The sequence below is a fragment of the Pseudomonas sp. GW821-FHT02C04 genome (assembly GCF_059421845.1).
Genome location: NZ_JBWKVT010000005.1, coordinates 349,233 through 372,106, shown reverse-complemented (window position 1 = coordinate 372,106; position 22,874 = coordinate 349,233). Strand labels below are relative to the sequence as shown.

The 22,874-nt window shown below is 61.8% G+C and carries 21 protein-coding genes; 7 read left to right on the top strand and 14 right to left on the bottom strand.

Annotation, left to right across the window (positions count from 1 at the left end; translation table 11 throughout):
- The first annotated feature begins 305 nt into the window (after positions 1-305).
- Complete coding sequence (locus tag AC07VV_RS20365; protein WP_495037297.1) at positions 306-1,457, top strand: M14 family metallopeptidase; 1,152 nt, start codon at positions 306-308, stop codon at positions 1,455-1,457.
- A 149-nt stretch (positions 1,458-1,606) separates the two neighbouring features.
- On the top strand, positions 1,607-2,815 hold the full coding sequence (locus AC07VV_RS20360) for an MFS transporter (protein ID WP_495037296.1): 1,209 nt from the start codon (positions 1,607-1,609) through the stop codon (positions 2,813-2,815).
- Positions 2,816-2,824: 9 nt separating this feature from the next.
- On the opposite strand, the gene AC07VV_RS20355 is transcribed toward AC07VV_RS20360, so the two are convergent.
- The 5 genes from AC07VV_RS20355 to AC07VV_RS20335 form a co-directional block, all read right to left on the bottom strand.
- Positions 2,825-3,370, bottom strand: coding sequence for a cytochrome b (locus tag AC07VV_RS20355; RefSeq protein ID WP_495037295.1), 546 nt, complete (start codon positions 3,368-3,370; stop codon positions 2,825-2,827).
- The gene (locus AC07VV_RS20350) at positions 3,367-4,461 is read right to left on the bottom strand and encodes a catalase family peroxidase (RefSeq protein WP_495037294.1); all 1,095 of its coding nucleotides are present in this window, start codon (positions 4,459-4,461) and stop codon (positions 3,367-3,369) included. The genes AC07VV_RS20355 and AC07VV_RS20350 overlap by 4 nt, the downstream gene beginning before the upstream one ends.
- Positions 4,462-4,582: 121 nt before the next feature.
- The gene (locus tag AC07VV_RS20345; protein WP_495037293.1) at positions 4,583-5,347 is read right to left on the bottom strand and encodes an enoyl-CoA hydratase-related protein; all 765 of its coding nucleotides are present in this window, start codon (positions 5,345-5,347) and stop codon (positions 4,583-4,585) included.
- Positions 5,348-5,393: 46 nt separating this feature from the next.
- A complete protein-coding gene (locus AC07VV_RS20340) occupies positions 5,394-6,728 on the bottom strand; it encodes a hypothetical protein (protein ID WP_495037292.1) in 1,335 nt (444 codons plus the stop codon).
- The gene (locus AC07VV_RS20335; protein ID WP_495037291.1) at positions 6,725-8,302 is read right to left on the bottom strand and encodes an amino acid adenylation domain-containing protein; all 1,578 of its coding nucleotides are present in this window, start codon (positions 8,300-8,302) and stop codon (positions 6,725-6,727) included. The genes AC07VV_RS20340 and AC07VV_RS20335 overlap by 4 nt, the downstream gene beginning before the upstream one ends.
- A 257-nt stretch (positions 8,303-8,559) precedes the next feature.
- On the opposite strand from AC07VV_RS20335, the gene AC07VV_RS20330 reads away from it, so the two are divergent.
- Together AC07VV_RS20330 and AC07VV_RS20325 are read left to right on the top strand one after the other, a co-directional pair.
- Positions 8,560-9,066, top strand: coding sequence for an RNA polymerase sigma factor (locus AC07VV_RS20330; protein ID WP_495037290.1), 507 nt, complete (start codon positions 8,560-8,562; stop codon positions 9,064-9,066).
- On the top strand, positions 9,063-9,815 hold the full coding sequence (locus tag AC07VV_RS20325; protein ID WP_495037289.1) for an anti-sigma factor family protein: 753 nt from the start codon (positions 9,063-9,065) through the stop codon (positions 9,813-9,815). Before AC07VV_RS20330 ends, AC07VV_RS20325 begins: the two co-directional genes overlap by 4 nt.
- A 5-nt stretch (positions 9,816-9,820) precedes the next feature.
- Here AC07VV_RS20325 and AC07VV_RS20320 read toward each other — a convergent pair whose 3' ends face one another.
- From AC07VV_RS20320 to AC07VV_RS20290, 7 genes are all read right to left on the bottom strand, one after another.
- Positions 9,821-10,792 (bottom strand): Csu type fimbrial protein, encoded by a 972-nt coding sequence (locus tag AC07VV_RS20320; RefSeq protein WP_495037288.1) that lies wholly within the window; start codon positions 10,790-10,792, stop codon positions 9,821-9,823.
- A complete protein-coding gene (locus AC07VV_RS20315; protein ID WP_495037287.1) occupies positions 10,789-13,146 on the bottom strand; it encodes a fimbria/pilus outer membrane usher protein in 2,358 nt (785 codons plus the stop codon). Before AC07VV_RS20315 ends, AC07VV_RS20320 begins: the two co-directional genes overlap by 4 nt.
- A 108-nt stretch (positions 13,147-13,254) precedes the next feature.
- Positions 13,255-14,037: a fimbrial biogenesis chaperone gene (locus tag AC07VV_RS20310; RefSeq protein ID WP_495037286.1), complete on the bottom strand. Its 783-nt coding sequence runs from the start codon at positions 14,035-14,037 to the stop codon at positions 13,255-13,257.
- 23 nt (positions 14,038-14,060) lie between these two features.
- Positions 14,061-14,561 carry a Csu type fimbrial protein gene (locus AC07VV_RS20305; RefSeq protein ID WP_495037285.1) on the bottom strand — a complete coding sequence of 167 codons (501 nt, stop codon included), beginning with the start codon at positions 14,559-14,561 and terminating at the stop codon, positions 14,061-14,063.
- A 4-nt stretch (positions 14,562-14,565) separates the two neighbouring features.
- Positions 14,566-15,102, bottom strand: coding sequence for a Csu type fimbrial protein (locus AC07VV_RS20300; RefSeq protein ID WP_495037284.1), 537 nt, complete (start codon positions 15,100-15,102; stop codon positions 14,566-14,568).
- A 19-nt stretch (positions 15,103-15,121) separates the two neighbouring features.
- Complete coding sequence (locus AC07VV_RS20295; RefSeq protein ID WP_102621734.1) at positions 15,122-15,655, bottom strand: Csu type fimbrial protein; 534 nt, start codon at positions 15,653-15,655, stop codon at positions 15,122-15,124.
- Between the two features lie 86 nt (positions 15,656-15,741).
- On the bottom strand, positions 15,742-16,251 hold the full coding sequence (locus tag AC07VV_RS20290; protein WP_493065207.1) for a Csu type fimbrial protein: 510 nt from the start codon (positions 16,249-16,251) through the stop codon (positions 15,742-15,744).
- Positions 16,252-16,548: 297 nt separating this feature from the next.
- Here AC07VV_RS20290 and zapE point away from each other — a divergent pair, with 297 nt between their 5' ends.
- Together zapE and AC07VV_RS20280 are read left to right on the top strand one after the other, a co-directional pair.
- On the top strand, positions 16,549-17,679 hold the full coding sequence (gene zapE / locus AC07VV_RS20285) for a cell division protein ZapE (protein ID WP_495037283.1): 1,131 nt from the start codon (positions 16,549-16,551) through the stop codon (positions 17,677-17,679).
- 63 nt (positions 17,680-17,742) lie between these two features.
- The gene (locus tag AC07VV_RS20280) at positions 17,743-19,056 is read left to right on the top strand and encodes a protein kinase (protein ID WP_495037282.1); all 1,314 of its coding nucleotides are present in this window, start codon (positions 17,743-17,745) and stop codon (positions 19,054-19,056) included.
- 56 nt (positions 19,057-19,112) lie between these two features.
- On the opposite strand, the gene AC07VV_RS20275 is transcribed toward AC07VV_RS20280, so the two are convergent.
- Positions 19,113-19,817, bottom strand: coding sequence for a YebC/PmpR family DNA-binding transcriptional regulator (locus AC07VV_RS20275; RefSeq protein WP_007951538.1), 705 nt, complete (start codon positions 19,815-19,817; stop codon positions 19,113-19,115).
- Positions 19,818-20,036: 219 nt separating this feature from the next.
- Here AC07VV_RS20275 and AC07VV_RS20270 point away from each other — a divergent pair, with 219 nt between their 5' ends.
- The gene (locus AC07VV_RS20270) at positions 20,037-21,443 is read left to right on the top strand and encodes a type VI secretion system Vgr family protein (protein WP_495037281.1); all 1,407 of its coding nucleotides are present in this window, start codon (positions 20,037-20,039) and stop codon (positions 21,441-21,443) included.
- 3 nt (positions 21,444-21,446) lie between these two features.
- Here the strand turns inward: AC07VV_RS20270 and AC07VV_RS20265 are convergent, their stop codons facing one another.
- The gene (locus AC07VV_RS20265) at positions 21,447-22,844 is read right to left on the bottom strand and encodes an FAD-dependent oxidoreductase (RefSeq protein ID WP_495037336.1); all 1,398 of its coding nucleotides are present in this window, start codon (positions 22,842-22,844) and stop codon (positions 21,447-21,449) included.
- Positions 22,845-22,874: the final 30 nt, after the last annotated feature.

Below are 22,874 nucleotides of genomic sequence, written 5' to 3'. Positions count from 1 at the left end.
GACCCGGCTTTTTGCCGGGTCTTTTTTTTGCCAGTTTTCTGGCTTGTGGCTTCAGGCTAATGAAGTCTTTGGGTGCTGCAAATTCGATGGCGCGGATAATATCAAAAGAATATCGCTTGGCAAGCGAACCCCGGCCGCGTTAGGGAAAAGTAATGCCAATTAGCACTTGAGAATCAATCGCACAGCTACTAAGCTGCATCCGCGTCATGGAGGACGCCCCCCGCCACACCCCGCAATTTCCCTCGGTTTCACCCCTGTCTTGCGTGTAAAGTAGCCGCCATAAAAATCATATTCAGGAACCGATTATGACCGTGGCCAAATCTTCGTTCGACATCAGCGCCAACTTCGACAGCGGCAACATCCAAGTCATCGACATCAGCAACCCGCTCAGCCCGGTTCTGGCGATTCGGCCAGATACCCGCAGCGCCCACTTCCAGTGGTTCCACTTCAAGGCCAGCGGTCTGCATGTTCATCAGGAACACTGGTTTCGCCTGGTCAACGCCAGCCAGTCCTCCTACAACAAAGCCTGGACCGGCTATCAGGCCGTCGCTTCCTACGACCACGTCAACTGGTTCCGCATTCCAACCCAATTCGAAGGCGACAGCCTGCGTTTCTGCCTTGAAGCCGAGCAGACTCACGCCTGGTTCGCCTACTTCGAACCCTACAGCCGTGGCCGTCATGAATGGTTGATCGAGCAAGCGCTGACCAAGGCCGGTACCGAACTGTTGGCCACCGGCAAAAGCGTCGAAGGCCGTGACATTCAACTGCTGCGCAAAGGCACTGGCGCTGAAGGCCGACGCAAGATCTGGATCATCGCCCAGCAGCATCCGGGCGAACACATGGCCGAGTGGTTCATGGAAGGCGTGATCGAACGTCTTGAGCATCACAACGATCCAGTGCTGAACAAGTTGCTGGAAAGTGCCGATCTGTACCTGGTGCCGAACATGAATCCGGACGGCGCCTTCCACGGCCACCTGCGCACCAACGCCATGGGCCAGGATCTGAACCGCGCCTGGCAGAACGCTAGTCAGGAAGTCAGCCCGGAAGTCCTTTTCGTACAGCAGCAGATGGAAAAATACGGCGTCGATCTGTTCCTCGACGTACACGGCGATGAAGAAATCCCCCACGTATTCACCGCCGGCTGCGAAGGCAACCCAGGCTACACTCCGCGGATCGAGAAACTCGAAGAGCACTTCCGCAGCCATCTGAAACACACCACCAAAGACTTCCAGACCAAGTACGGCTACACCCGCGACGAACCGGGCCAGGCCAACATGACCCTGGCCTGCAACAGCGTCGGGCAGAAGTTCGATTGTCTGTCGCTGACCCTGGAAATGCCGTTCAAGGATCACGATGACGCGCCAAATCCGCTCACCGGTTGGTCGGGCCAACGCTCGAAACAATTGGGCAAAGACGTGCTGACCACCATCGCCGACATGGTCGACACCCTGCGCTGATCCCCCCCTGTTTTTCGCCGCATGAAAGATCGCAGCTTGTCTGCGATCTTTTTTTTGCGCTGCACTTTTTCCTAATCAGGTTGCAAAACAAAACCGGATTACTTACCGTCAATCTAGTTTTAATTTAAAACCTGAAAAGGAATCGGGACATGAAAGCTCAAACACTCGGCAGTAGCGTGGTGTTGCTGTTCGCCATCGCTTGCGGCCTGGCAGTCGGAAACGTGTATTACGCTCAACCGCTGCTGGATGCCATGGCTGAAGCGTTCAACCTGTCGCCCGCCAGTATCGGCATCGTCATCACGCTGACCCAGGTCGGCTACGGCGTCGGGCTGATACTGCTCGTGCCGCTCGGCGATCTGCTCAACCGGCGGCGCTTGATTGTCACGCAAACCCTGTTGTCCGCCGCGGCATTGCTGATGATCGCGCTGGCAACCAGCAGCACCTGGCTGCTGATCGGCATGACCCTGACCGGTCTGCTCGCCGTCGTCACTCAAGTGCTGGTGGCCTATGCCGCAACCCTGGCCATCCCGGCGCAACGCGGACACGTCGTCGGCGTCATCACCAGCGGCATCGTGGTCGGCATTTTGCTCGCGCGCACCGTGGCGGGCGGGATGGCGGATCTGGCCGGTTGGCGGGCGATTTATCTGTTGTCGGCGGGGCTGACACTGGTCATGGCATTGCTGCTGTTCCGCGTACTGCCCAAGGATGAAAACCCACAACCGGCAACGTCCTATACAGCGCTGATCGCCTCGGTGTTCCGGTTATTCCAAGAGGAACCAGTGCTGCGGCAGCGGGCGATTCTGGCGTTGCTGACTTTCGCCAGTGCCATGGTCCTGTGGACGCCAATGGTTCTACCACTCGCCGCCCCGCCACTGTCGCTTTCCCACAGCGAAATCGGATTGTTCGGACTGGCCGGCGCGGCTGGCGCACTGGCGGCTGCGAGAGCCGGACACCTGGCGGATCGAGGTCTCGGGCAATGGGTCAGCGGCCTGTCCTTGCTGCTGATGCTCGGCTCGTGGCTGCCGATTGCCTTCACCCAATCCTCGTTATGGGCACTGTTGCTCGGCGTGATCACCCTGGACCTGGGCTTGCAGGCCGTGCACGTCACCAGCCAGAGCATGATTTACAGCGTCCGCCCGCAGGCACAGAGCCGACTGACCGCCGGCTACATGCTGTTTTACTCGATTGGCAGCGCCGTGGGCTCAATCGCCTCGACCGCGATGTACGCCTGGGCAGGATGGCCGGGTGTCTGCTGGTTGGGTGCCGGAATCAACATGGTGGCATTGCTGTACTGGTGGCGAACGCTGGCACCGCAAAAACGTGGCGAGCAGAGCTGCTCGCTCGCCACGTCGGATTAGCGTCCGGGCTCAGTCGCGACTCCGTCCCCGCAGCATGCTGTCGAGCACCTCGTCACGGCGCACCCAACCGTGAAACAACGCCGCTGCCAGGTGCAACAACACGGTCAGGAACAACAGATACGCCAGATAACCGTGCGCCTTGCGCAACAATGCAAACACCTGGGCATCTGCCGGCAGGATCGACGGCAATTGCAACGAATGGCCAAGCATCACCGGATCCCCCGCCGCACTGATCATCGCCCAACCCAGCAGCGGCAACACCAGCATCAGCGCGTACAACAAGAGGTGCGACGCCTTGGCCGCGATTACCTGCCAGCCCGGAAGATCCGTCGGCAATGGCGGCTGACGAGTACCCAGTCGTACCAGAATGCGCACGATCACCAGCAACAGAATCGCGATACCCAGCGGTTTGTGCAGGTTGATCAGCCATTCATGCCGCGCCGACACCGAAGTGACCATGCCGGCCCCGATAAACAGCATGGCAATGATCATCAGCGCCATCAGCCAGTGCAGCAGCCGCGCCAGCGGATTGAAATGCGTCGGTGGCGTTCTCATGGGCGTGCCTCCTGTTTGCCAGTGGGCAATTGACTGACTTCGCTGGTGCGACGCAGGTAGGAATCGGCGTAACCGGCTGAACGAGCGGCGAGCAAAGGGTCGTCGGAACCTTCAATCCCGGCAGGAAGGACCAGTGGGTCATAGTTGATGTCGCGGCATTCGCCACTGAGTTGTGGCTGCGTCTTTTCCAGCACCAAGGTGCCGGCGTTCAGCACTTTGCGACCGGCAGGCCAGGCCTTGCTCGCGTCGTTCACCGGATCGTCGGCGTTGGCCAGGGTGATGTTCAACTGAAAACGCAGCGGTCCTTCGGCCAGGTGTTGCACCAGATCCTTCTCCAGAAAGTCGCTGCCCTCCGGCGCCGTGGCCCCGGCGGGATCCTGCGCCAATGGCGTCATGCTCCAGCGCACGGCTTGCTTCTTGCCGCTGGCATCGACCAGATAGAACGCGTTGACACTGTTGTAGGTTTCCGTGACATAGCTGGCCGAAGGCTTGGCGCCCTTTATCCAGGTCAGGAACGGTACGGCTTCCGGGTGCGAGGCAAAGAACGCCGGGACCTTGGTCGGGTCCGGTTTGCCGGTCGCCGGATCCGGCGATTGCGCCTGCTGCAATTGATAGAACGCCTCGGGCGTGCCGACCGGGAACACCGGCATGCTGTTCATCCCGGTGCGCCACTGCTGGCCGTTGGCCTGAGTGAAACGCAACGCCAGGCTGCGAATCGGCACGGCGCTGTCCGGCGCATAAGGACTGCCCGCCGGCAACGCAAATCGCCCGACCACCGGTGTGCGTGGCTCGTTGAACACCTGCGCAACGGAGAACGGCCGCGCTTCACCGCTGCTCTCAAAATGTCCGATCACACACACGCCCTTGGCGTGATTGCGGCGAAACCCTGGATGCACGCCGTTGTTCTTTTCCAGCACATCGACCAACGCTTTTGGCGTCAGGCGTTGTGGGTCAAACGAGCCATGAACGTAGGCAAACGCCCCGGCCACGGCTGCGACCACCACGGCGATACCGCCGAGACGCAACACCAGGCTCGCGGCACTCAATGGCGGGCGTTGTGGCCCGCCGGGCGGTGAGCTGCGATCAACCATGAAAGACTCCAGGGCCATCGGCCATAGGGAAAGGTGCTATGAGACGCACGCCTCGTAGGTTTATTCCCTTTGAACTGTAGTTTCTTTCACGCGGTGACGCGCGAGCCCACTTGCGGGCCGTTTAAATCAGATCAAACCGTGGCTCGCGTTTTTCCAGAAATGCCTGCATGCCTTCCTTTTGGCCGGGCGTCGCAAACAAACCGTGAAACGAACGTCGCTCGAACAGAAGGCCTTCGCGCATCCCCGTTTCATCGGCCCGGTCCACCGCCTCCCGCGCAGCCCGTGTCGCGGTGCGAGGGAAACCGCCAATTCGCCGAGCAACCGACAATGCCTCTTCGAGCAAATGCTCGGCGGCGATCACCCGCGATACCAGACCCGACTGCTCCGCCTCACGAGCGGACATCGAGCGGCCCGTGAGAATCATGTCCATGGCTTTTGCGCGACCGATCAAACGAGTCAGACGCTGCGTGCCACCCATGCCCGGCATCACTCCCAGGGTGATTTCAGGCAGACCGAATTGTGCGGAATCGGCCGCCACGATCACGTCGCACATCATTGCCAGCTCGCACCCTCCGCCGTAGGCAAATCCCGCCACTGCCGCAACCTTCGGCGTGCGCAGCGCGGCAAACGCGTCCCATCCGGCAAAGTAATCTTCCTGAATCATGTCCATACAAGACTTTTCGTACATCTCCTTGATGTCGGCGCCTGCCGCGAAGTAATCCTTCGTACCGGTGATCAGGAAACACCCGACATCAGGATCACCATCCAGGGCTTGCAGGGTTTCCAGCAGCTCGCGCATCAATTGTGCGCTGAGCGCATTACGGGCCTGGGGCCGGTTGAGGCGAATCAACACCACGCGCCCCAGTCTTTCGATCAATAAATTCATCGCAGTCTCTTTCTATGCAAGGGGAAGGAAAACGGGAATACACCCGTCAGGAATCCCAGATCGCGCCGTAGGCCGGAATGCCCCGCCCCTCCATTTCCTTGACCACACGCTCCGTCAACGTCTGGTTGGAAATGCAAATCACCGCCTCCGCGCCGTGGTTTTGAACAGCTGAGTAAGCCAGCATCACCAGGTCTGGCTTACCCAGCAGATCGGTGTCCCAGATATGTGCTTGGGGTTGGGCTTGAAGAATTTCATCAACCAACGCGTCGCCGTAGGTCTTTCGCGGACTGCGGGTCGACCAGATCAGATGAATGGGCACCTGCCCCGCCAACAGATGCGGCAGCACCGGGCCGATCCCGCTGCCAGTGGCGACATAAACCACCGACTTGAACAGGGTTTCGATACGGGCGACCCCGGCGGTGGTGATGCCCTTGACCCAGACATGGGTCGGCGGCTGCTCGATCAACTCGCCTGTCCAGTCACCTGCCCGGGAAATGATCAAGCGAAAACCGCGCTCGCCCGGTGCAGGGATATTGGCAAAGGAATGCCATTCCCACAGCGGATTACGACTGATTGCGGTGGAGGATCCAGCGAACGGGGTGTGGTGATCGAATCGGGCAATGACTGCGTGTGACGAGGGCTTGACCATCGACACCGGTACCCTGCGAAGGCGCAGCCAGGGCAACGCAATGCTGAGCGTCAGCACCGGCAACATCCAGAACGACACAGACGTCAGCAACACCTGCGCCAGATCCGTCGTCGGATTGCGGTCCCGGGCAAATATCAGAGTCATGGCCCAGAACAACAGCAGAGCAGCCCAACCGGCAAAACGGTGCGTGCGTTCAAAACCGTTATGAAAACGCGAGCGAATTCCCGGCAACGCCATGATCACCATCAGCAACAACAGCACCAGCAACATGCCGCTGATCGCCAACAGCATCAGCGAAACCCCACCCACACCTTCGATCCGCTCCCAAACCAGCGAGCCGAACAACGCGATAAACCAGGCAATCGCCGCCATCGCCCCGCCACTGTGCAAGCCACCAAAGTGATAAACCTTGGCCAGTGACCGACGAACCGCCAAAGGCCAGGTCGTGGGCGCACGAGTGGCCAGCCAGAACAACACATTGATCAGGTATTGCTGACGAACCAGGATCGCCATCGACAGATTGATCAGCACCAGTTGCGACAACGCCTCCAGATCGTTTCCCGACGCTGACCACCACTGTCCGGCAGTCAATCCATGCCCAAGCGCAACGAAATTGCAGATCAACACCAGTACGACCAGCCGGTTGTAATGAGAAAACAGCGGCAACGTTCCCAGACGTCGCCATAACGTACGCTGCGCAGGCAAAGTGATGCCTGTGTCCAATCCACTCATTGCCCCGCCTCCTGTTCGGCGGCGGCACGCTGTGTGTTGTGCGCCTGCGCTCGCTCGAGCAACAGGCGTTTGTCGACCTTGCCCCGGGAGGTCAGCGGAATGTCATCCACCGGCAGAATCATCGAAGGAACGCAGTAATAAGCCAGGCGCTCTTCGCAATGTCGTCGTGCCGCATCGATGTCCGTGGAAACGGGATAGACAAAAGCCACCAGGTTGCGGTTATCGAACTTCAATGTGACGGCGCGCTCACAACCCGGTGTCGACTCCAGCGCGGCCGACACCGAATCCAGCTCGACCCGAAAGCCCCTGACTTTCACCTGATCATCCACACGCCCGAGGTGTTCCAGCTCGCCCTCATCGGTCCAACGCCCCAGGTCGCGAGTGCGAAACATCATGCGCCCCTGCCCCAGAAACGGATCGAGACGATAGCGTTCGGCAGTCAGCCCGGGGTTGCCCAGATAGCCGGCCGTCACGCAGTCGCCACCGGCCCACATCTCGCCCTGTTCGCCCGGCCCGCACAATTGCCCCGTTTCATCCAGCACATACACCGTGTTGTTCGGCGTCGGTTTGCCGATCGTCAACCGTCCCGTACCCTTGTAATGCTGCAGGGTGTTGATGATGGTGGTTTCGGTGGGGCCACAGGCGTTGTAAAAGGTGCAAAAGGACGCCCAGCGATCTGCCAATGGCTGCGGGCAGGGTTCGCCTGCAAGGGCTACCACCTTCACCTGACTGCAGCGCGCGGGATCCAGCGTGGCGAGAATCGACGGTGTTGCGATCAGCACATCGCATTGTTCGGCAGTCTCGGCAATGTCCTTGCCGCGAATCATCAGCGTTGCACCGTGAGCCAGACAACCCAGAATCTCCCAGGCCGCCATGTCGAAAGCGATGTTGAGGATCTGCCCGACTTTCAACCCGGGCCGCATACCAAGATTGCCCGGAGCGGTTAGCAGAATATTGCAGAGATTGCGTTGGGTAACCCTGACGCCATTGGGTTGCCCGGTCGTGCCGGAAGTGAACAACACAAAGCACAGCGCATCCCCGGACGATGCAGCATTCCCCACGTTCAAGTCATCGGCGATCGAGCCTGGCGAATCGATGAACGCGTCCAGATGGATGCAGTGCTGCCCCACCGTCAGGGGAATGGCATGCGCCAGCGTTGAAAGCGTCAGCACCACCCGCGTCGAAGCGACTTCCATGATGTGGCGCAATTGAGTCGCAGGCGTTATGCCAACATGTTGTGGAATATAGGCGGCCCCTACCTTCAACGCGGCAAGCATGCCCACCAGCATCGGGATAGAACGCTCGACAAACAGGGCGACATGATCACCAGGCACCACGCCCTGAGCCTTCAGCACTGTGGCCAGCCGGTTGGCCTGTCGGTTCAGTTCACCGTACGTCAGGGTTTGCCCCTGAAAACACGCGGCCAGACTCTGCGGATGAGCCGCCGCCTGCACTTCGATTGCGCGATGGATCAACGAGAATCCAGGCTCGACCACCGGACCGCAACCGAACTGACGCCACGCGTCTGGTTCAACACACGATCTGAACTGGGTATCCATTGCGATTGCATGCATCTCTAACATCCCTATTGCTCAAGTTATCGTTCCAGCCAAATCAGCCACCGGCGGCCTTCAGGTTGCTTCGGTGACTGTTTGCGCTTGTCGGACGGGTTGAGCCGGGAAATTTGAATCCATTACATGGACTTCAAGATGCGGTGAGTTTTCCTACGCAGTGGGTAATGAAATCTTTCAACGCACGGGATGGAATAAGCTGTATCGAGAGGCGTCTTTCTTACTACTAACGCGCTTCTGACCCTGAGCATGCCCTTGCCATGAACACACTCGACGAACAACTTCGCGAAGTGATCCCCCGATTGCGGCGCTTTGCCGTGTCGTTGACGCGCAACGGCAGCAGCGCCGATGACCTGGTGCAGGCCAGCCTGGAACGAGCCCTGTCCAGTTGGGGTGACAAACGCGCCGAGGGCGATCTGCGCGCGTGGCTGTTTTCGATCCTGTATCGCCAGTTCCTTGATGCGCACCGACGCTCTCGGCGCTACGCGCGGATGCTCGAATTCTTCACCGGCCGCGATGACGCCGAACCCTCGGTGGAGCGCACCGTGATTGCCCAATCGACCCTGCAAGCCTTCGATCGCCTGCCCACCGAGCAACGCGCCCTGCTGTTGATGGTGTCGGTGGAAGGCTTGACCTATAAGGAGGTCGCCGAGATCCTCGACGTCCCCACCGGCACCGTGATGTCGCGCCTGTCCCGCGCCCGCCAGGCTTTGCGCCAGCTCAGCGACGGCGAAATCAGCAGCCCTTCCTTGCGGATACTCAAATGATCAGCCTGCCCCCCAGCGAGCGTGATTTGCACGCCTACATCGACCACCAGCTCAGCGACGCCGACCGGCGTGTGCTGGAAAACTGGCTGGCCAGCCACCCCGACGACGCCACATTGATCCGCGCCTGGCAACAGGACGCCCAGCACCTGCGCGCCGCCCTCGGTGGCGCCCTGCAACAGCCGGCGAATCCAGACCTCGATCCGGCGCTGATCCGCCAGCGGCTCAAGCATCGATCACGCCGCCAATGGGCCAGCGCAGCCGTGCTGCTGATAGCGGTCAGCATCGGCGGTGTCAGTGGCTGGCAAGCCCGGGAAATGACCTTTTTACGCACGGTTGCGCCCATGACCGATGCCTTGCAGGCGTACCGTTTGACCGCCCAGCAAGGGATTCTGCCGGCGGACTACAAGGTCGGAGATGAGGGTGACATGCAGCGCTGGCTCGACCGTTACTTCACCCAGGCCAACCGCCTGCCGGACCTGACGGCGGCCGGTTTTTGGCCAGTCAGCGGACGCCTGCTGAGCACCGAAGAAGGCCCGGCGGCGATGGTGATGTATGAGGATCACGCCGGGCACAAGGTGAGTTTCTACGTGCGCCCGCCGGGGCCGAAAAACACCTTCCTGCCACGCGGTAGCCGTCTCGACGGGGATCTGCGAGCCGAGTACTGGTCCGGCGAGGGTTACAACTACGCCATGGTCAGCCCAACCGACACCCCGGCAGCGCAGTTGCTCAAGCAGACCGTGCGCTTCTGATCGGATCAGAAGCCGACATCCAGCACCACGTTGTCCAGATAGGTGCCGGCGGGCGGCGTGGTCTGGTCGGTGTAGATTTTCGCGTTGTAGTTGAAGATCTGGCTGCCGGTACCCAGTCCATTGCCCGGATTGACCTCGGCATCGCTGCTGGCCCGACGCGCCGCCCCGACGCTGCCCCAACGGGTGGTGCCGGCGCTTTTGAAAATGTCGTAGGCCAGGTAATTGCTGCCGGAAATCATTCGTCGTCGACCGCCGACACTGACCGCGTTCTGCCCGTCGTTCAAACCCACGGTATAGGCGCTGCCCTTGGTGCAGGCCAGGTTGATGGTCTGCCCGGTCACCGGGGTAAACGCGCTGATCACCGGGGCGCTGCCGAACGCGATGTTGGGCGCAGTGATGGTGCAATCGTTGGCCACGGTCAGGTTTACCGTCAGTGTCGTGGTGCCGCTACCGATATCGCGCCCCAGACACACCGAGCCGATACCAATCCCGGAGCAGTAGTTCCAGTTCCAGAAAATGCTCAGGGTTTCGGTGTAGACACCGGCCGCTACGTTGCTGCCGATGGTGGTGCCGAGGTACAGCGGCACGGTTTTCGGCACCGTGCCGCCCAGCAGTCCGAGTGCATCGATGATGCCGTTACGGGCGAAGTCATAGGCGGTGCCCCGGGTCAGCGGGTAGCTGGTGCTGTTGTTGGCGTAGATCGTGTAGCCGATGACGTCGCCGGTCGGCCCGAGCAAACCACTCTGGGTCGAAGTCACCGTGGCCCAGAAGTGGTCGCTGGTGCTCAACAAGGACAGTAGCGAGCCCGTACAGCTCAAACCTCCGTTCAGCGTGGAACTGGGTTGCGAGGTCGTGCGGACGGCAATCGAACTGATCGTGCCGAACGCGGCCGGAGTGGTCGTGACCACCGAACACAGTGCCTGCGCCGCCCCCGGCAACGTCAGCACCAGCCACAGGCAGAGCCGAACCCACGTCATTGGCACACCAGCGGCCCGATCAGTGGGATCTGATCCTGTTGCAGGTCAACATTGAACTGCGCCTGGCAGGTCTTGCCATCTGCCAGGGTCACCTTTAATGAGTTCTGTGCTTGCAGGTTTTCCAGATAGACCAGCCCGTCCCAGCCCACCACCGTGCGCGTGCCACTCTCCTCATGCAGAACGCCGCTGCCCAGCGGCAGTTCTTGCTGCTGCGCATCCACCAGCACGATGCTCGCGGCAATCACCCGGCTCAGCGGAAATTCCAGCAGATAGCCGCTGCCACGTCGCACGGCAATGCGCTGTTCGACATTCGGACTGCGCACGTTGGCCGGCAGGTTCAACGGATCGATTTCGTATTTGCCGCGGTAGTAGGCACTGCTCCACGGCACCAGCAAGTGGCCATTGCGATCGGTCTGGCCGACCTGCTGGTTCTCGTAACGCACCGGCACATCCGCGTAACCATCGGTGCTGACCACTACGAAGGCATCGTCGATGCGGTTGGCCGCGAACACTTGGTGATCCATCCACACCAGCGAACCACTGGCATCGGCCCAGCGGGTTTCGGCATCCGAAGTGCCGTAGACTCCGGCCTGCAATTGCACCGATTGCAGACGCCAGGTCACATCGGCCTGACGGTAATCAGGCCCGTCGCCGTTGGCATAACCGAGATTGAAGCCCACCCCGCCCTGGGATGGCACGGCACGACTGTAGTTGACGCGTTGTTGAGTCTGCCCGGTCTTGCTGCGCTCGCTGCTGATAGCCAGGCTGCCGCGCAGGTCGAACGGAATCACCAGTTGCGCCTGCACCGCCCAGTTGGCATCGCCGATTTCGCGGTTGGCCGACAGGTAGAAACTGCTGTTGTGCCATAACGGCTTGCTCCAGCTCAGGTTGAGCAACCGCGTGCGGGTTTCGTCCGCCGCCCGAATATCGAAGTAGCCGACACCCAGACTGCCCCAGCGCTCAAGGTTCAGGCTCAGGGTCGCCTGCTCGCTACGCTTGCTGAGGCTGGTGTAAGGACTGTCGACCACCGTGAGGTCGGCGTACTGGTCGCGGCGTTGCAACCGTTGCCAGGAAAAGCTGAAACGTTGAGCGCTGTACTGATAACCGAGACTGAGTTGCTGACCACCGTCACCGTCGAAACGGCTCTGGCTGATCGCACTGTTGAGGACCCCGAAATTGCCCAGCCGCAGATTGCCGCCGAGCCCGCCAAGGGTCAGTGAGTCGGCCGCTTCGGCGTGGCTTTCCAGCGTGAAGCTGTCACTGATGCCATAACGCAGGCTGCCCGACGTCACGCCCGGCCCGTAGCTGAAATCCTTCAGCCCGTAATCACGGCGCAGCGTACCGGCGCTGACCGAGAAATCGCTCAAGCCCTTTTGCAACAGGCTGCTGGTGACATAGAACGGCACGGTGGTCGATACCTGTCGACCCAGCGCATCGGTGGTCACCACCACGGCTTCGCCCGCGCCGTTGATGAACGGAATGTTGGTCAGCGTGTACGGTCCCGGCTGCAAATCGGTGCTGCTGGACTTGTAGCCGTTGATGAACAGGTCCACCGAGGACGGCACCGCCGCTTCACCGGCGAACTGCGGCAGCGGATAAGTCACCAGGTCCGGGCGCACCGCAAAATCCCGGGAGAACTGCACGCCGCCCAGACGCACCGAACTGCTCCACGGCAAAGCGCCGCTGACCACGTCCCCCGCCTCGTAGGTCAGCATCCGTTCATCATCGGAGAAGCGCCATGTGGTGTCGTAGCGCAGATAGCCGTTGCTCAGCGTGCTGACCGAATCCCCCGACAAGGTGCGCCGGTACTGCCCGGTGTTGGACAGCGTGCCCCAACTGTCGAACACCCGCACCTCGTTCCATGCCGCCAGATAAGTCCCGGCGTCATCGGTGTCGTTGAGGTAAAGGTCATAGTTGAACAACGCGCCGAAACTGCTTAGCGCCGGGGTGCGCGGGTAGACCTGACGGTTACCGATGAATTGCTCCGGCAGCCAGTCCGGCGGCACGTCGAGCAGCAGTCGCTGGCTGACGCTGTCGTAGTCGCTGTGCAGCCCCGGCAGACCGTCGAGATCGACTTCGGCCCCCGCACTCTCGGGCAGTTTCATACCGGTGTCACGCAACACACTGGCCGGCAGGAACAACCGCCCGCCGCGCTGTTCCACCGCCACCACCCGACCGGTATTCATCTGGTTGACCACCAGTTCCAGAAACAACTGAGCATCGCTGACGGCCTCCATGCCGCTGGGAGGCGGCGGCAGTTCGCCGGCCCCGGATGGATGAATGAACATCAGGCAACACGCGCCGGTGACAAGCCACAACGGACGCTGAATACGGCGAGCCCATCCCGGACTCATTAGCGTGTTTCGTCCGTCAATGGACTGGTTCCTCCTGAAACCGCTGTTGCCCGCCAGCCAATCGCTTGCCCGGCGGCCCCGCACTACCCGGCCCGCAGACCGCCATCGCTACTTCGCCGGAGCGATGCTCTGCACCTGTGCGGCGCCATTGATCCGTCCCGCCAGCTCCCCCGCCACAGGTCCCGGCGCCGGCCAGCGCATCACCGCGCCGGGCAACACATAACCCAACAGGCCTTCCGCCAGCGGTTTGCTCTGCCCGCCCTGCTTGAGCGCAACATCGGTCAAGCGCGCATGCACCGCGCCCTGATTGCGCACTTCCACATAAGGCCGGCCATCCACCGCCACCGTGCGCCAGCTCAATTGCGGCAGGCCGATGCCTTTGGGGTCACGCTGACGGGTCGTGTCTTCCTTGCTCCACAGCCCCGCACCGTAAGCAAACAGGGGGACCGAATAGCGCATCTGGAAGCGGATCGCGGCGGCGGTTTTTCCGGCGTCGGCAGCGGGAGGCTGGGCCGAGGGAATTTCGTCGATGATGATCCGGTAGGCCAGTTCCTGGCCAGGCGGGACTTCTCTGGTCCGGGTCAGGCGCACCAGTTGCTTCTGCCCCGGCTCGATCTTCGCTACCGGTGGACTGCCGATCACGTCACGCTGGTTCTGGTATTGCTCCTGGAAACCGTTCTGGCTCCAGCCGAACACCCTGATCTGCAGATTGGCGGTTTCGCTGCCACGATTCTCGAGCCACAGCGCACTGGCCTGCTGATCGGCTTCGAGCACCGGGTCGATCGGCCAGATCAGCACCGAACTGGCCGCGTGCGCCTTGACCGCAGCGAGCAGAGCCCACATCAACATCGCGCAACGCACGAGCCATGGCCGTGACGTGATAAACCCCATAAACCCGCTCCTTGTGCCTTGCATCACCACGACAGCTGCACCTGCAACACGTCGCTGTACGTCCCCCCAGGCTGATTGCCCGGCAATTGCACCTGACCGTAGATCGGCAGGCTGATGTTATTGGCGTCGCTATAGGCCACCGCCACACTCTGCCCGATACCCAGACTCTGGCTGTAGGCCGCATCGCGAAACAGCGCATACGCCACCTTCGCACTGCCGCCACTGATCTGCATTCGTCGCCCGCCGCTGTTGTACTGGCCACCATCCACCGTCATGTTCAGCGTCACCCCCGGCGTGCATTGCAACTGCACGCCACCGGTCAATGCCACTTGCACCGTGCCGGTGGCCAGGGCGGAACTCGAGCCGAAATTCAGCCCGCCATAGTTCGAAACGCCCCCCACCACCAGGCAGCCCGGTGTGATCGTCGCGCTGACCTGAAAGCTCTGGCTGGTCACCGCCGCCAACGGCAACGGCACAGCCCCCGCGCACAGCACCAGCAGCGCCGCACAGCCATGCCGGCCCATGGCACTAGAACGTCAGTTCGACGGAAATGGTGTCGGTGTAAGTGCCCGCCGGCAGGCCGGCCTTGCCCACCGCCTGACCGTAGATGTTCACGGTCTGCGCCACACCGGTGCTGGCGGCGAGGTTGATCACGCCGTCGATGGCCAGCAATTGCGAGTGCCCGGCATCGGTGTACAAGTCGTAAGGCACATAGTTGGCGACACCGTCGTACAGCGCGCGCGTACCGCCGGGCGACAACCCGTCATGGGCACCGGCCCGCACCTTGACCGTCGGCGTGGTGCCGGCAGAGCAAAGAATCGACAACGCCCCGCCACCGCCGCCCAACACTTGCCCGGTGGCCGTGGTGAACAGGCTGTTGGCGGTGCCGAAGTTCAAGGCACCGAAGTTCAAACCTGTAGAACCGCCGGAACCGTTGACCTGGCAACTGCTGGTCAGGATCAGGCTGGAGGTGATCTGCCCGGTGACCGTGGTAGCGGCATTGACGCTGGAGGCCAGCGTCAGGCCGAGCAACGACAAACCTATCCTTGATGCAATCGTACGCATGGTGTCCTTCCTCTACGGTTTACCAATCGAGCGTCACCGTCAGGGTGTCGGTATAGACACCCACCGGTACCGCACGGGTGTTCGCCACCACCGAGCCAAATACCGGGATGGGTATCTGCGCGCCGCTGGTGACAGCGAAATTGTGTTGTTGGCCGATGCTGTAGCTCTGGCTGCCCGAAGCATCGAGAAACAGCTGATAGGGGATGGTCTGACGACCGTTGCTCAAGCGTCGGGTGCTACCGTCGCCATGGGCACCACCGTCGATGGTCACGGTGAAGCCGGTCACCGAAGGATTGCAGGCCACGTTGAGGCGGCCGCTGCTGTCATTGGCCAGACTGGCCTTGATGGGGGCATTCCAGGTCGGGCCCTGCTGGCCGAAATCGAGTTTGCCGAAATCGCCCACCGGGCTGGCGATGCTGGACGAATTGGTCACCTCGCAACCGGCGATCAGAATCAGCCGCGCATGAATCTGCCCGTTGATCGCGGCTTGCGCGTCCTCGGTGAGCAACAGCAATGCGCCTGTGGCGACTACCAGCCAGTGCTTGCCTGTCATTGCGTCCCTACTCCTTCTGATCCTTCAGCATCACTCGACCTCTGCGTTCGTCATTGAACGTCGATTTCCTGTTGCATCCCGCTCGATCACCAGGTGACCGTTACCTTGACGAGATCCGAATACCGGCTGACACGCGGGACTTCGGCCATCCGCTCGATCCGCCCGTAAAGCGGCAACTCAACCGAACCGCTGTCCGGCACCCTCCCGGTGACCGGCACGTCCACCACCAGCGGCACTCGCCGCGCGGCGTCCTGATACAAACGGTAAGGAATGGCTTTACCACCCGCCTCGCCTGCCATGTAGCGCACTTCGCCCGTCCCGCCGTGCAGGCCTCCATCGACGCGCAACTGATACGGCGTGTCCGGGTTGCATTCCAGGCGCGGCAATCGCGAATTGATCAGCGCCGCCCCGAGCGGCCCGGCCGGATCGTCGAGGCGCGCCGTGCTGCCGAAGTCGAGCACACCCAGTTGCTCGATACCGGCTTCGCGCTGCTGGCCGATCAACTGGCAACCGCGCTGCACATCGACGCGCACCTCAACCTGCAGGTCGGCGGCCTGCACCGTTGTTGCGAACCCGCCCAGCAATGCCCAGACCATCCCTGCATTCACTGCCCGTTCCTTGATGGCGACAGCGTCTGTGTCGTTACAGTGTTTCAGGTTAGCAACGGACGCCGATTGCGCCAGTCGATTGGATCCATTGATCGGGCGTGATTTGTTTCGAAAGATTGGCGATCCGGCATGCCAGGACGCTGAAAAAACCTGTACGTGCCGCAGAATGCTGTCCAGAAAAGTCGCCGGCCGATAAAGCGCAGTGGAAGGAAAACTATCCGTCTGGTTACACTACGCCGCCGCGCTCGGGGGGAGCCGGCCTGACGATGACGGAGTGACCACACCGTGCCCGCCCGACCGCCCGAACGTTCGCGTCTGTCACAACGCCTTTCAGGATTACGCCGCTTGTTCGGCAAGCGAAACCTGGCCAGTGCTGGCCATTGCGCCAGCGCCCAGTCAATCCGCGATTACTTCCGGCTCAAGGCCCATGGCCAGGGTTACACCCTCAGTCACAGCCAGCAGCGGGTGATCGACTGCATGGCTCAGCAAGCCGGCCTGTTGTTCGGCCCTTCGGCGCAAACCCCGCCCAGTCTTTACCTGCACGGTGCCGTCGGGCGTGGCAAGAGCTGGTTGCTCGACGGTTTTTTCCAGGCGTTGCCGATCCAGCAGAAACAGCGCCTGCACTTCCATGAGTTCTTCGCCCGCCTGCACCAGGGCATGTTCCGTCATCGCGAGCAGGACGACGCCCTCGGCGCCACCCTCGACGAGTTGCTACAGGACTGCCGGGTGCTGTGTTTCGACGAGTTCCATGTGCATGACATCGGTGACGCGATGCTCATCACCCGCTTGTACAAAGCTCTGTTCCAGCGCGGCATCCTGCTGTTGGTCACCTCCAACTATCCGCCGGAAGGACTGTTGCCCAACCCGCTGTACCACGCGCGGTTCAAACCGGTGATCGATCTGATCAATGCCCGCATGCAGGTCATGGAAGTCGGCGGCCCCCACGACTACCGCAGCCAGGCGCGCAACCACGCGCATCAGCTGTTCACCCAGGGCCATTACGTTTGGCCAGCCACGCCGGCACAACGCCTGGCGCTGGACTTGCCGCCACGCGATACCGCGCCGCAGCCGTTAGCGGTCGGCAACCGGGTTTTACAGGCGCGTCTGTGCACAGGCCGCCGCGTCGCCTTTACCTTCAATGACCTTTGCGAGCAGCCCACGGCCGTGATGGATTATCTGGAGCTGTGCCGGCGCTTCGACCAGTGGATCATCGATGAACTGCCGGAACTGGACGAATGCTCGATTGCCGTCCAGCAGCGCTTCATCAACCTGATCGACGTGCTCTACGATCAGGACAAACACCTGACGCTGCTCGGGCAGTTGCCTCTGCACGAAAGCCTGGCCGGCAACGCCATTGACCTGGCCCGCACCCGCAGCCGACTGGGGCAATTACCGGAAGTGCGTGAACCGGCCTGATTTGCCGTTATCATGCCGCCCATTCCCGGCGTCACTGCGCCCTCTTTGATAGCGACCCATTACATGCACACCCTTGCTCAATTGCGCGCCGGCGAACTGTCGGGCATCACCCGGCTGGACCTGGTCGAAGGCTTGACCGAGTTCCCACCCGAGATCTTCGACCTGGCCGACACGCTGGAGGTGCTCAACCTCAGCGGCAACGCGCTGAGCAGCCTGCCGGACGACTTGCATCGCCTGCGCCATCTGCGCGTGCTGTTCTGCTCCGATAACCAGTTCACCGAACTGCCTGAATGCATGGGCCAATGTCAGGCACTGACAATGATCGGTTTCAAGGCCAACCGGATTGTCCGGGTCTCCGGCACCGCCCTGCCACCGCGTTTGCGCTGGCTGATCCTGACCGACAACCTCATCGAAACCCTGCCCGCCGAACTGGGCGAGCGCCCGTTCCTGCAAAAACTCATGCTCGCCGGTAACCGTCTGCGCGCGCTGCCGCCATCGTTGAGCCAGTGCCATCGACTGGAGCTGATCCGCATCGCCGCCAACCAGCTGACAGAATTGCCGCAATGGCTGTTGACCCTGCCGAGCCTGACCTGGCTGGCCTACGCCGGCAACCCGCTGGAAACCGAGGCCGACGCCGCCGCACTGGAAGCCACGCCGCTGATCGACTGGTCTACCTTGCGTCTGGAGCAACGGCTGGGCGAAGGCGCGTCCGGGGTCATTTCCCGTGCGATGTGGCAGCCGGTCGGCCAGCCTGAGCGTTCGGTGGCGGTAAAACTCTACAAGGGCGAGATGACCAGCGACGGCTCACCGTTGCACGAAATGAACGCCTGCATCACGGCCGGGCTGCACCCGAACCTGATCCGGGTCGAGGGCCGCATCGGCAATCACCCCGATGGCCAGCAAGGACTGGTGATGCAACTGATCGATCCGAGCTATCGCAACCTCGCCGCGTTGCCGAGCCTGGCGTCCTGTTCGCGGGATATCTACACCGATGACTGCCGGTTCAGTGCCGATGTCGCCTTGCGCATCGGCCGGGGCATCGCTTCGGTCGCCGAGCATCTGCATGAACAAGGCATCACCCATGGCGATCTCTATGGGCACAACATCTTGTTGAACGATCAGGGCGACTGTCTGTTGGGGGACTTTGGCGCGGCGTCGTTCCATGCCACCACGGACAACCCGGAAACCCGCGCACTGCAACGCATCGAAGTGCGCGCGTTCGGGATTTTGCTGGGGGAATTGCTGGCGCGCATCGACTCGGGTCTGAGTGCGGATCGGCGTGAGGTGCTGGAGGCGCTGGAACAGCGCTGCTGTCAGCCGGATGTTCTGGCGCGGCCGGGGTTCAGCGAGGTTGTGCAGCAGCTGGAAGCGTTGTAAACGCTACACCGCCATCGCGAGCGAACTCGCGATGGCGGCATCATTGACGCAGCGGATCAGCCGGCCAGGCCGACAAACATGTCCTGCACGTCGTCGTGGTTGTCGAGGCCTTCGAGGAACGCTTCGACTTCAGCCATCTGCTCGTCGCTCAGGCCGCTGACCGGGTTCTTCGGCTGGTAGCCCAGCTTGGCCGACAGCACGGTGAAACCTTGCTCAGGCAGGGCTTTCTGCACCGAGTCCAGGTCGGTCGGGTCGGTCAGGAACAGGGTCGCGCCCTCTTCGCCCGGCTCGAAGTCCTGGGCACCGGCTTCGATCGCGGCCATTTCCGGATCGGCGTCCGGGGTGTCCGGCGAGGCTTCGATCATGCCGACGTGGTTGAAGTCCCACGCTACCGAGCCGGAAGCGCCCAGTTGGCCCTTGCGGAACGCCACGCGGATTTCCGCCACGGTGCGGTTGATGTTGTCGGTGACGCACTCGACGATCAACGGAACCTGGTGCGGAGCGAAACCTTCGTAAGTCACGCGATGGTACTGAACGGTCTCACCCAGCAGGCCCGCGCCTTTCTTGATGGCGCGATCCAGGGTTTCCTTGGGCATCGAGGCTTTCTTGGCCTGTTCGACCACCAGACGCAGGTGTGCGTTGGTGGCGGTATCGGCACCGTTGCGGGCAGCGATGGTGATTTCTTTCACCAGTTTGCCGAAGATCTTGCCCTTGGCGTTGGCTGCCGCTTCTTTGTGTTTAACCTTCCACTGTGCGCCCATTACTCACTCTCTTGATCTGTGGCGCCGTGACATCTATTGGCCGACGCGTGGCGGCAAGTTTATACGGCCTAAAGTCGGCAATCGACCAAAAATTCCGTCGCGCGTCGACATCTTCTACAGACCTTGTAGGGCGATTCTGAAAAACCGGTTTGTCATGACCATTTCACACTGCGGTTTCGTACCCTCTGTGGCCCGTATGACCCGACAGAGCCCGTCCGAATGCTCAATGACAAGGAAAGTCCCTTCACGCTGACCCTCATCGAGGGTGGCCTGTGCCTGCCGGTACTGTGCTTCAGCGGCCACGAAGGCCTGAACCGGCCCTATCGTTTCGAGATAGAAGTCGTTGGCCTGGCCCCGGCCCTCGCCCCCGCCACCCTGTTGCATCGGTCGGCCTTCCTGCAGTTGAGTGAAGGTCATGGCCTTCACGGCACCCTTCACAGTGCCAGTTGCGAACATCGCGGTGCCCATCGGATCGGTTACCAAGTGGTGCTGGTGCCGCACCTGCAGAGGTTGGAGCAGCAGCCCAGGCGCCGGGTGTTCACCCGTTTGAGCGTGCCGGACATTCTCGAACGACTGCTCACCGAACATCGCCTGCCCGCACACGGTTACCGGCTCGACCTGACGGTGGGACACTATCCGCCGCGTCCGTTTTGCATCCAGTACGACGAGTCCGACCTGGCGCTGTTGCATCGACTGTGCGAGGAAGAAGGCATTCACTATCACTTCGAACACCGGCCGGATGGCCATGTCATGGTGTTCGCCGACGACAGCCTGAACCTGCCGCAGCCCCCGATACCTGTGCCCTTCAATCCAGAGAACGATGCTCGATCCCCCGCCCTCAGCACGCTGTTCCTGCGTCACGACGCCGTCACGGCGCAGGTGTCACCCACCGTCCGTGAGCGTGGGCAACCGAGCAACGACGATGAAGCGGCCAATCACGCGGTGACAGGCGTCAACCCCCTGCGAGGATTCCCGCCCTCCGGGCAACGCCACGCCGATCAACGCAGCCGTCGACAACTGGAACGCCAGCGCTGCCAATACCGTTGCATTCAGGGTCGCAGCGATTGCACGCAATTGCTCAGTGGCCATCTGTTGCAGGTCACGGATCATCCGGTGAGTGCGTTCAACGAACAGTGGTTGATCACCGAATTGCGCCATCAGGGGCAACAGCCGTCGATTCTCGACCCGATGTCCACGCCCCGCCGTTATCACAACGACTTCACCGCACAGCCCTGGTCGACGGAGTATCGCCCGCCGCTGCGGCAACCACGCCCGAGCATTCCGGGCTATCACCCGGCGCAAGTGCTGGGCTCGCCCGGGCAACCGCCGCAGCTGGACGACGTGGGCCGAATCGCCGTCCGGTTATGGCCCGGGTTGGTACAAAACGCCGATGGTGAGGGGTTATGGCTGGCGATTGCCATGATCTGTGCAGGCGGCCGGATCGCCAGGGAAGCGCTGCCGCGTGCCGGCAGCGAAGTGTGGGTGAGTTTTCTCGACAGCGATCCGGATCGACCGATCCTGTGCCTGGACGTCAGCCAACCCCGCCCAGCGCGCAAAAAACCGGAACTGCCCGACAACGGCCTGCTGCTCGACTGGCTGCTCAACCGCACCCCGCCTTCGCCCTGATATTCAACCCTTGTCAGCCTTGCCGGCAGCGGCGGCGAATTTCGCCAGGCGTACATCGAGGTGCCGAGGTCGCCGACCGTGATCTTCGGCGCGCTCCTTGCGGCGAATGGCGTTGCGCACCATCAGTGAACCGAGATAGCGGATCGGTTCCGGCGGAAAGTAACCCAGTGGCCCGTTGACCAGCGGCGAGCGTGTCCAAGGGTTGTCGAGGCCTTGCACCAGCGAGGCGAGAATCTGCCCGCCCATGTGGCACGGCCCGACGCCGCTGCCGGAGTATCCGAACCCGTAGAACGCATTGCCGCTGGCACTCATCTGGCCGAAAAACGGCAGGCCGGTGACCGAGCGATCCGACGGGCCATTCCACGTTGCATCGACCTTTACATCGGCGAAGGCCGGGAAAAAATCGTCGAGGCTGCGCTTGAGCAACCCGGCGTAAGGCGAAGGCTGGTCGAACACCGGCAGCATCCGCCCGCCGTAAGCGAAGGTATTGCCGCCCTTGCCGAGCATGATCCGGCCGTCCGGGGTGTTGTGGTAGTAGTGCACGAAAATCCGCGAATCCAGCACGGTCACGCCGCTGGTCAAGCCGATTTCCTGCAACAGCTCCGGGCGCGGCTCGGTGATCAGCATGTCACTGGAGACAATCGCCACGCTGCGTTCGAACTGCGGAAAAGCCCGCGCCATCCAGGCATTCATCGCCAGCACCACGCGGTCAGCGACCACGCTGCCGCTGGCCGTCTGGATACGAGCCGGACAGCCCTCCTCCAGCCCGGTCATCGCGGTGTTTTCGTGGATGTTCACCCCCAGTTGCAACGCGACCCGACGCAACCCACGCACCAGTTTGCCCGGCTGCACACTGGCGGCGGCCGGCGAAAACCAGCCTTCCAGATGCTTGTCGGAACCAGCCATACGCTGAACATCGGCGACGGGACGCTGGGTGAACGAGTTGATGCCGTTGCGCTCAAGCGCCGCAATCACCGCATCGGTCGAACCGCATTGCGCACGATTGGTGGCGGTGTAAAGCGTGCCGTCCAACCGGTAATCGGCATCGACGCCGTACTGCTCGCAGAACTCGCCGATGGCGTGAATGCTGCGTTCGGATTCCTTGACCAGCCGCACCGCTTCCTCGACGCCGAACAGCCGCTCAAGGGTGAAATACTTCGCCGACCACGACAACGCACACCCGCCATTGCGCCCACTGGCACCGGCACCGCAGATGTCGGCCTCGATCAGCAGCACATCGAGTTCGGGGTTCTGTTGCTTGAGCATGATCGCTGTCCACAACCCGGTGTAACCGCCACCGACGATGCACACGTCGGTGCGCACTTCGCCTTGCAGCGGCGGGCACGGTTCGGACGATTCGAGTTGCAAAGCCTGCTCCAGCCAAAACGGTCTCATGAAAATTCTCCAGTCAGTCGGCCACGGCACAGCCTG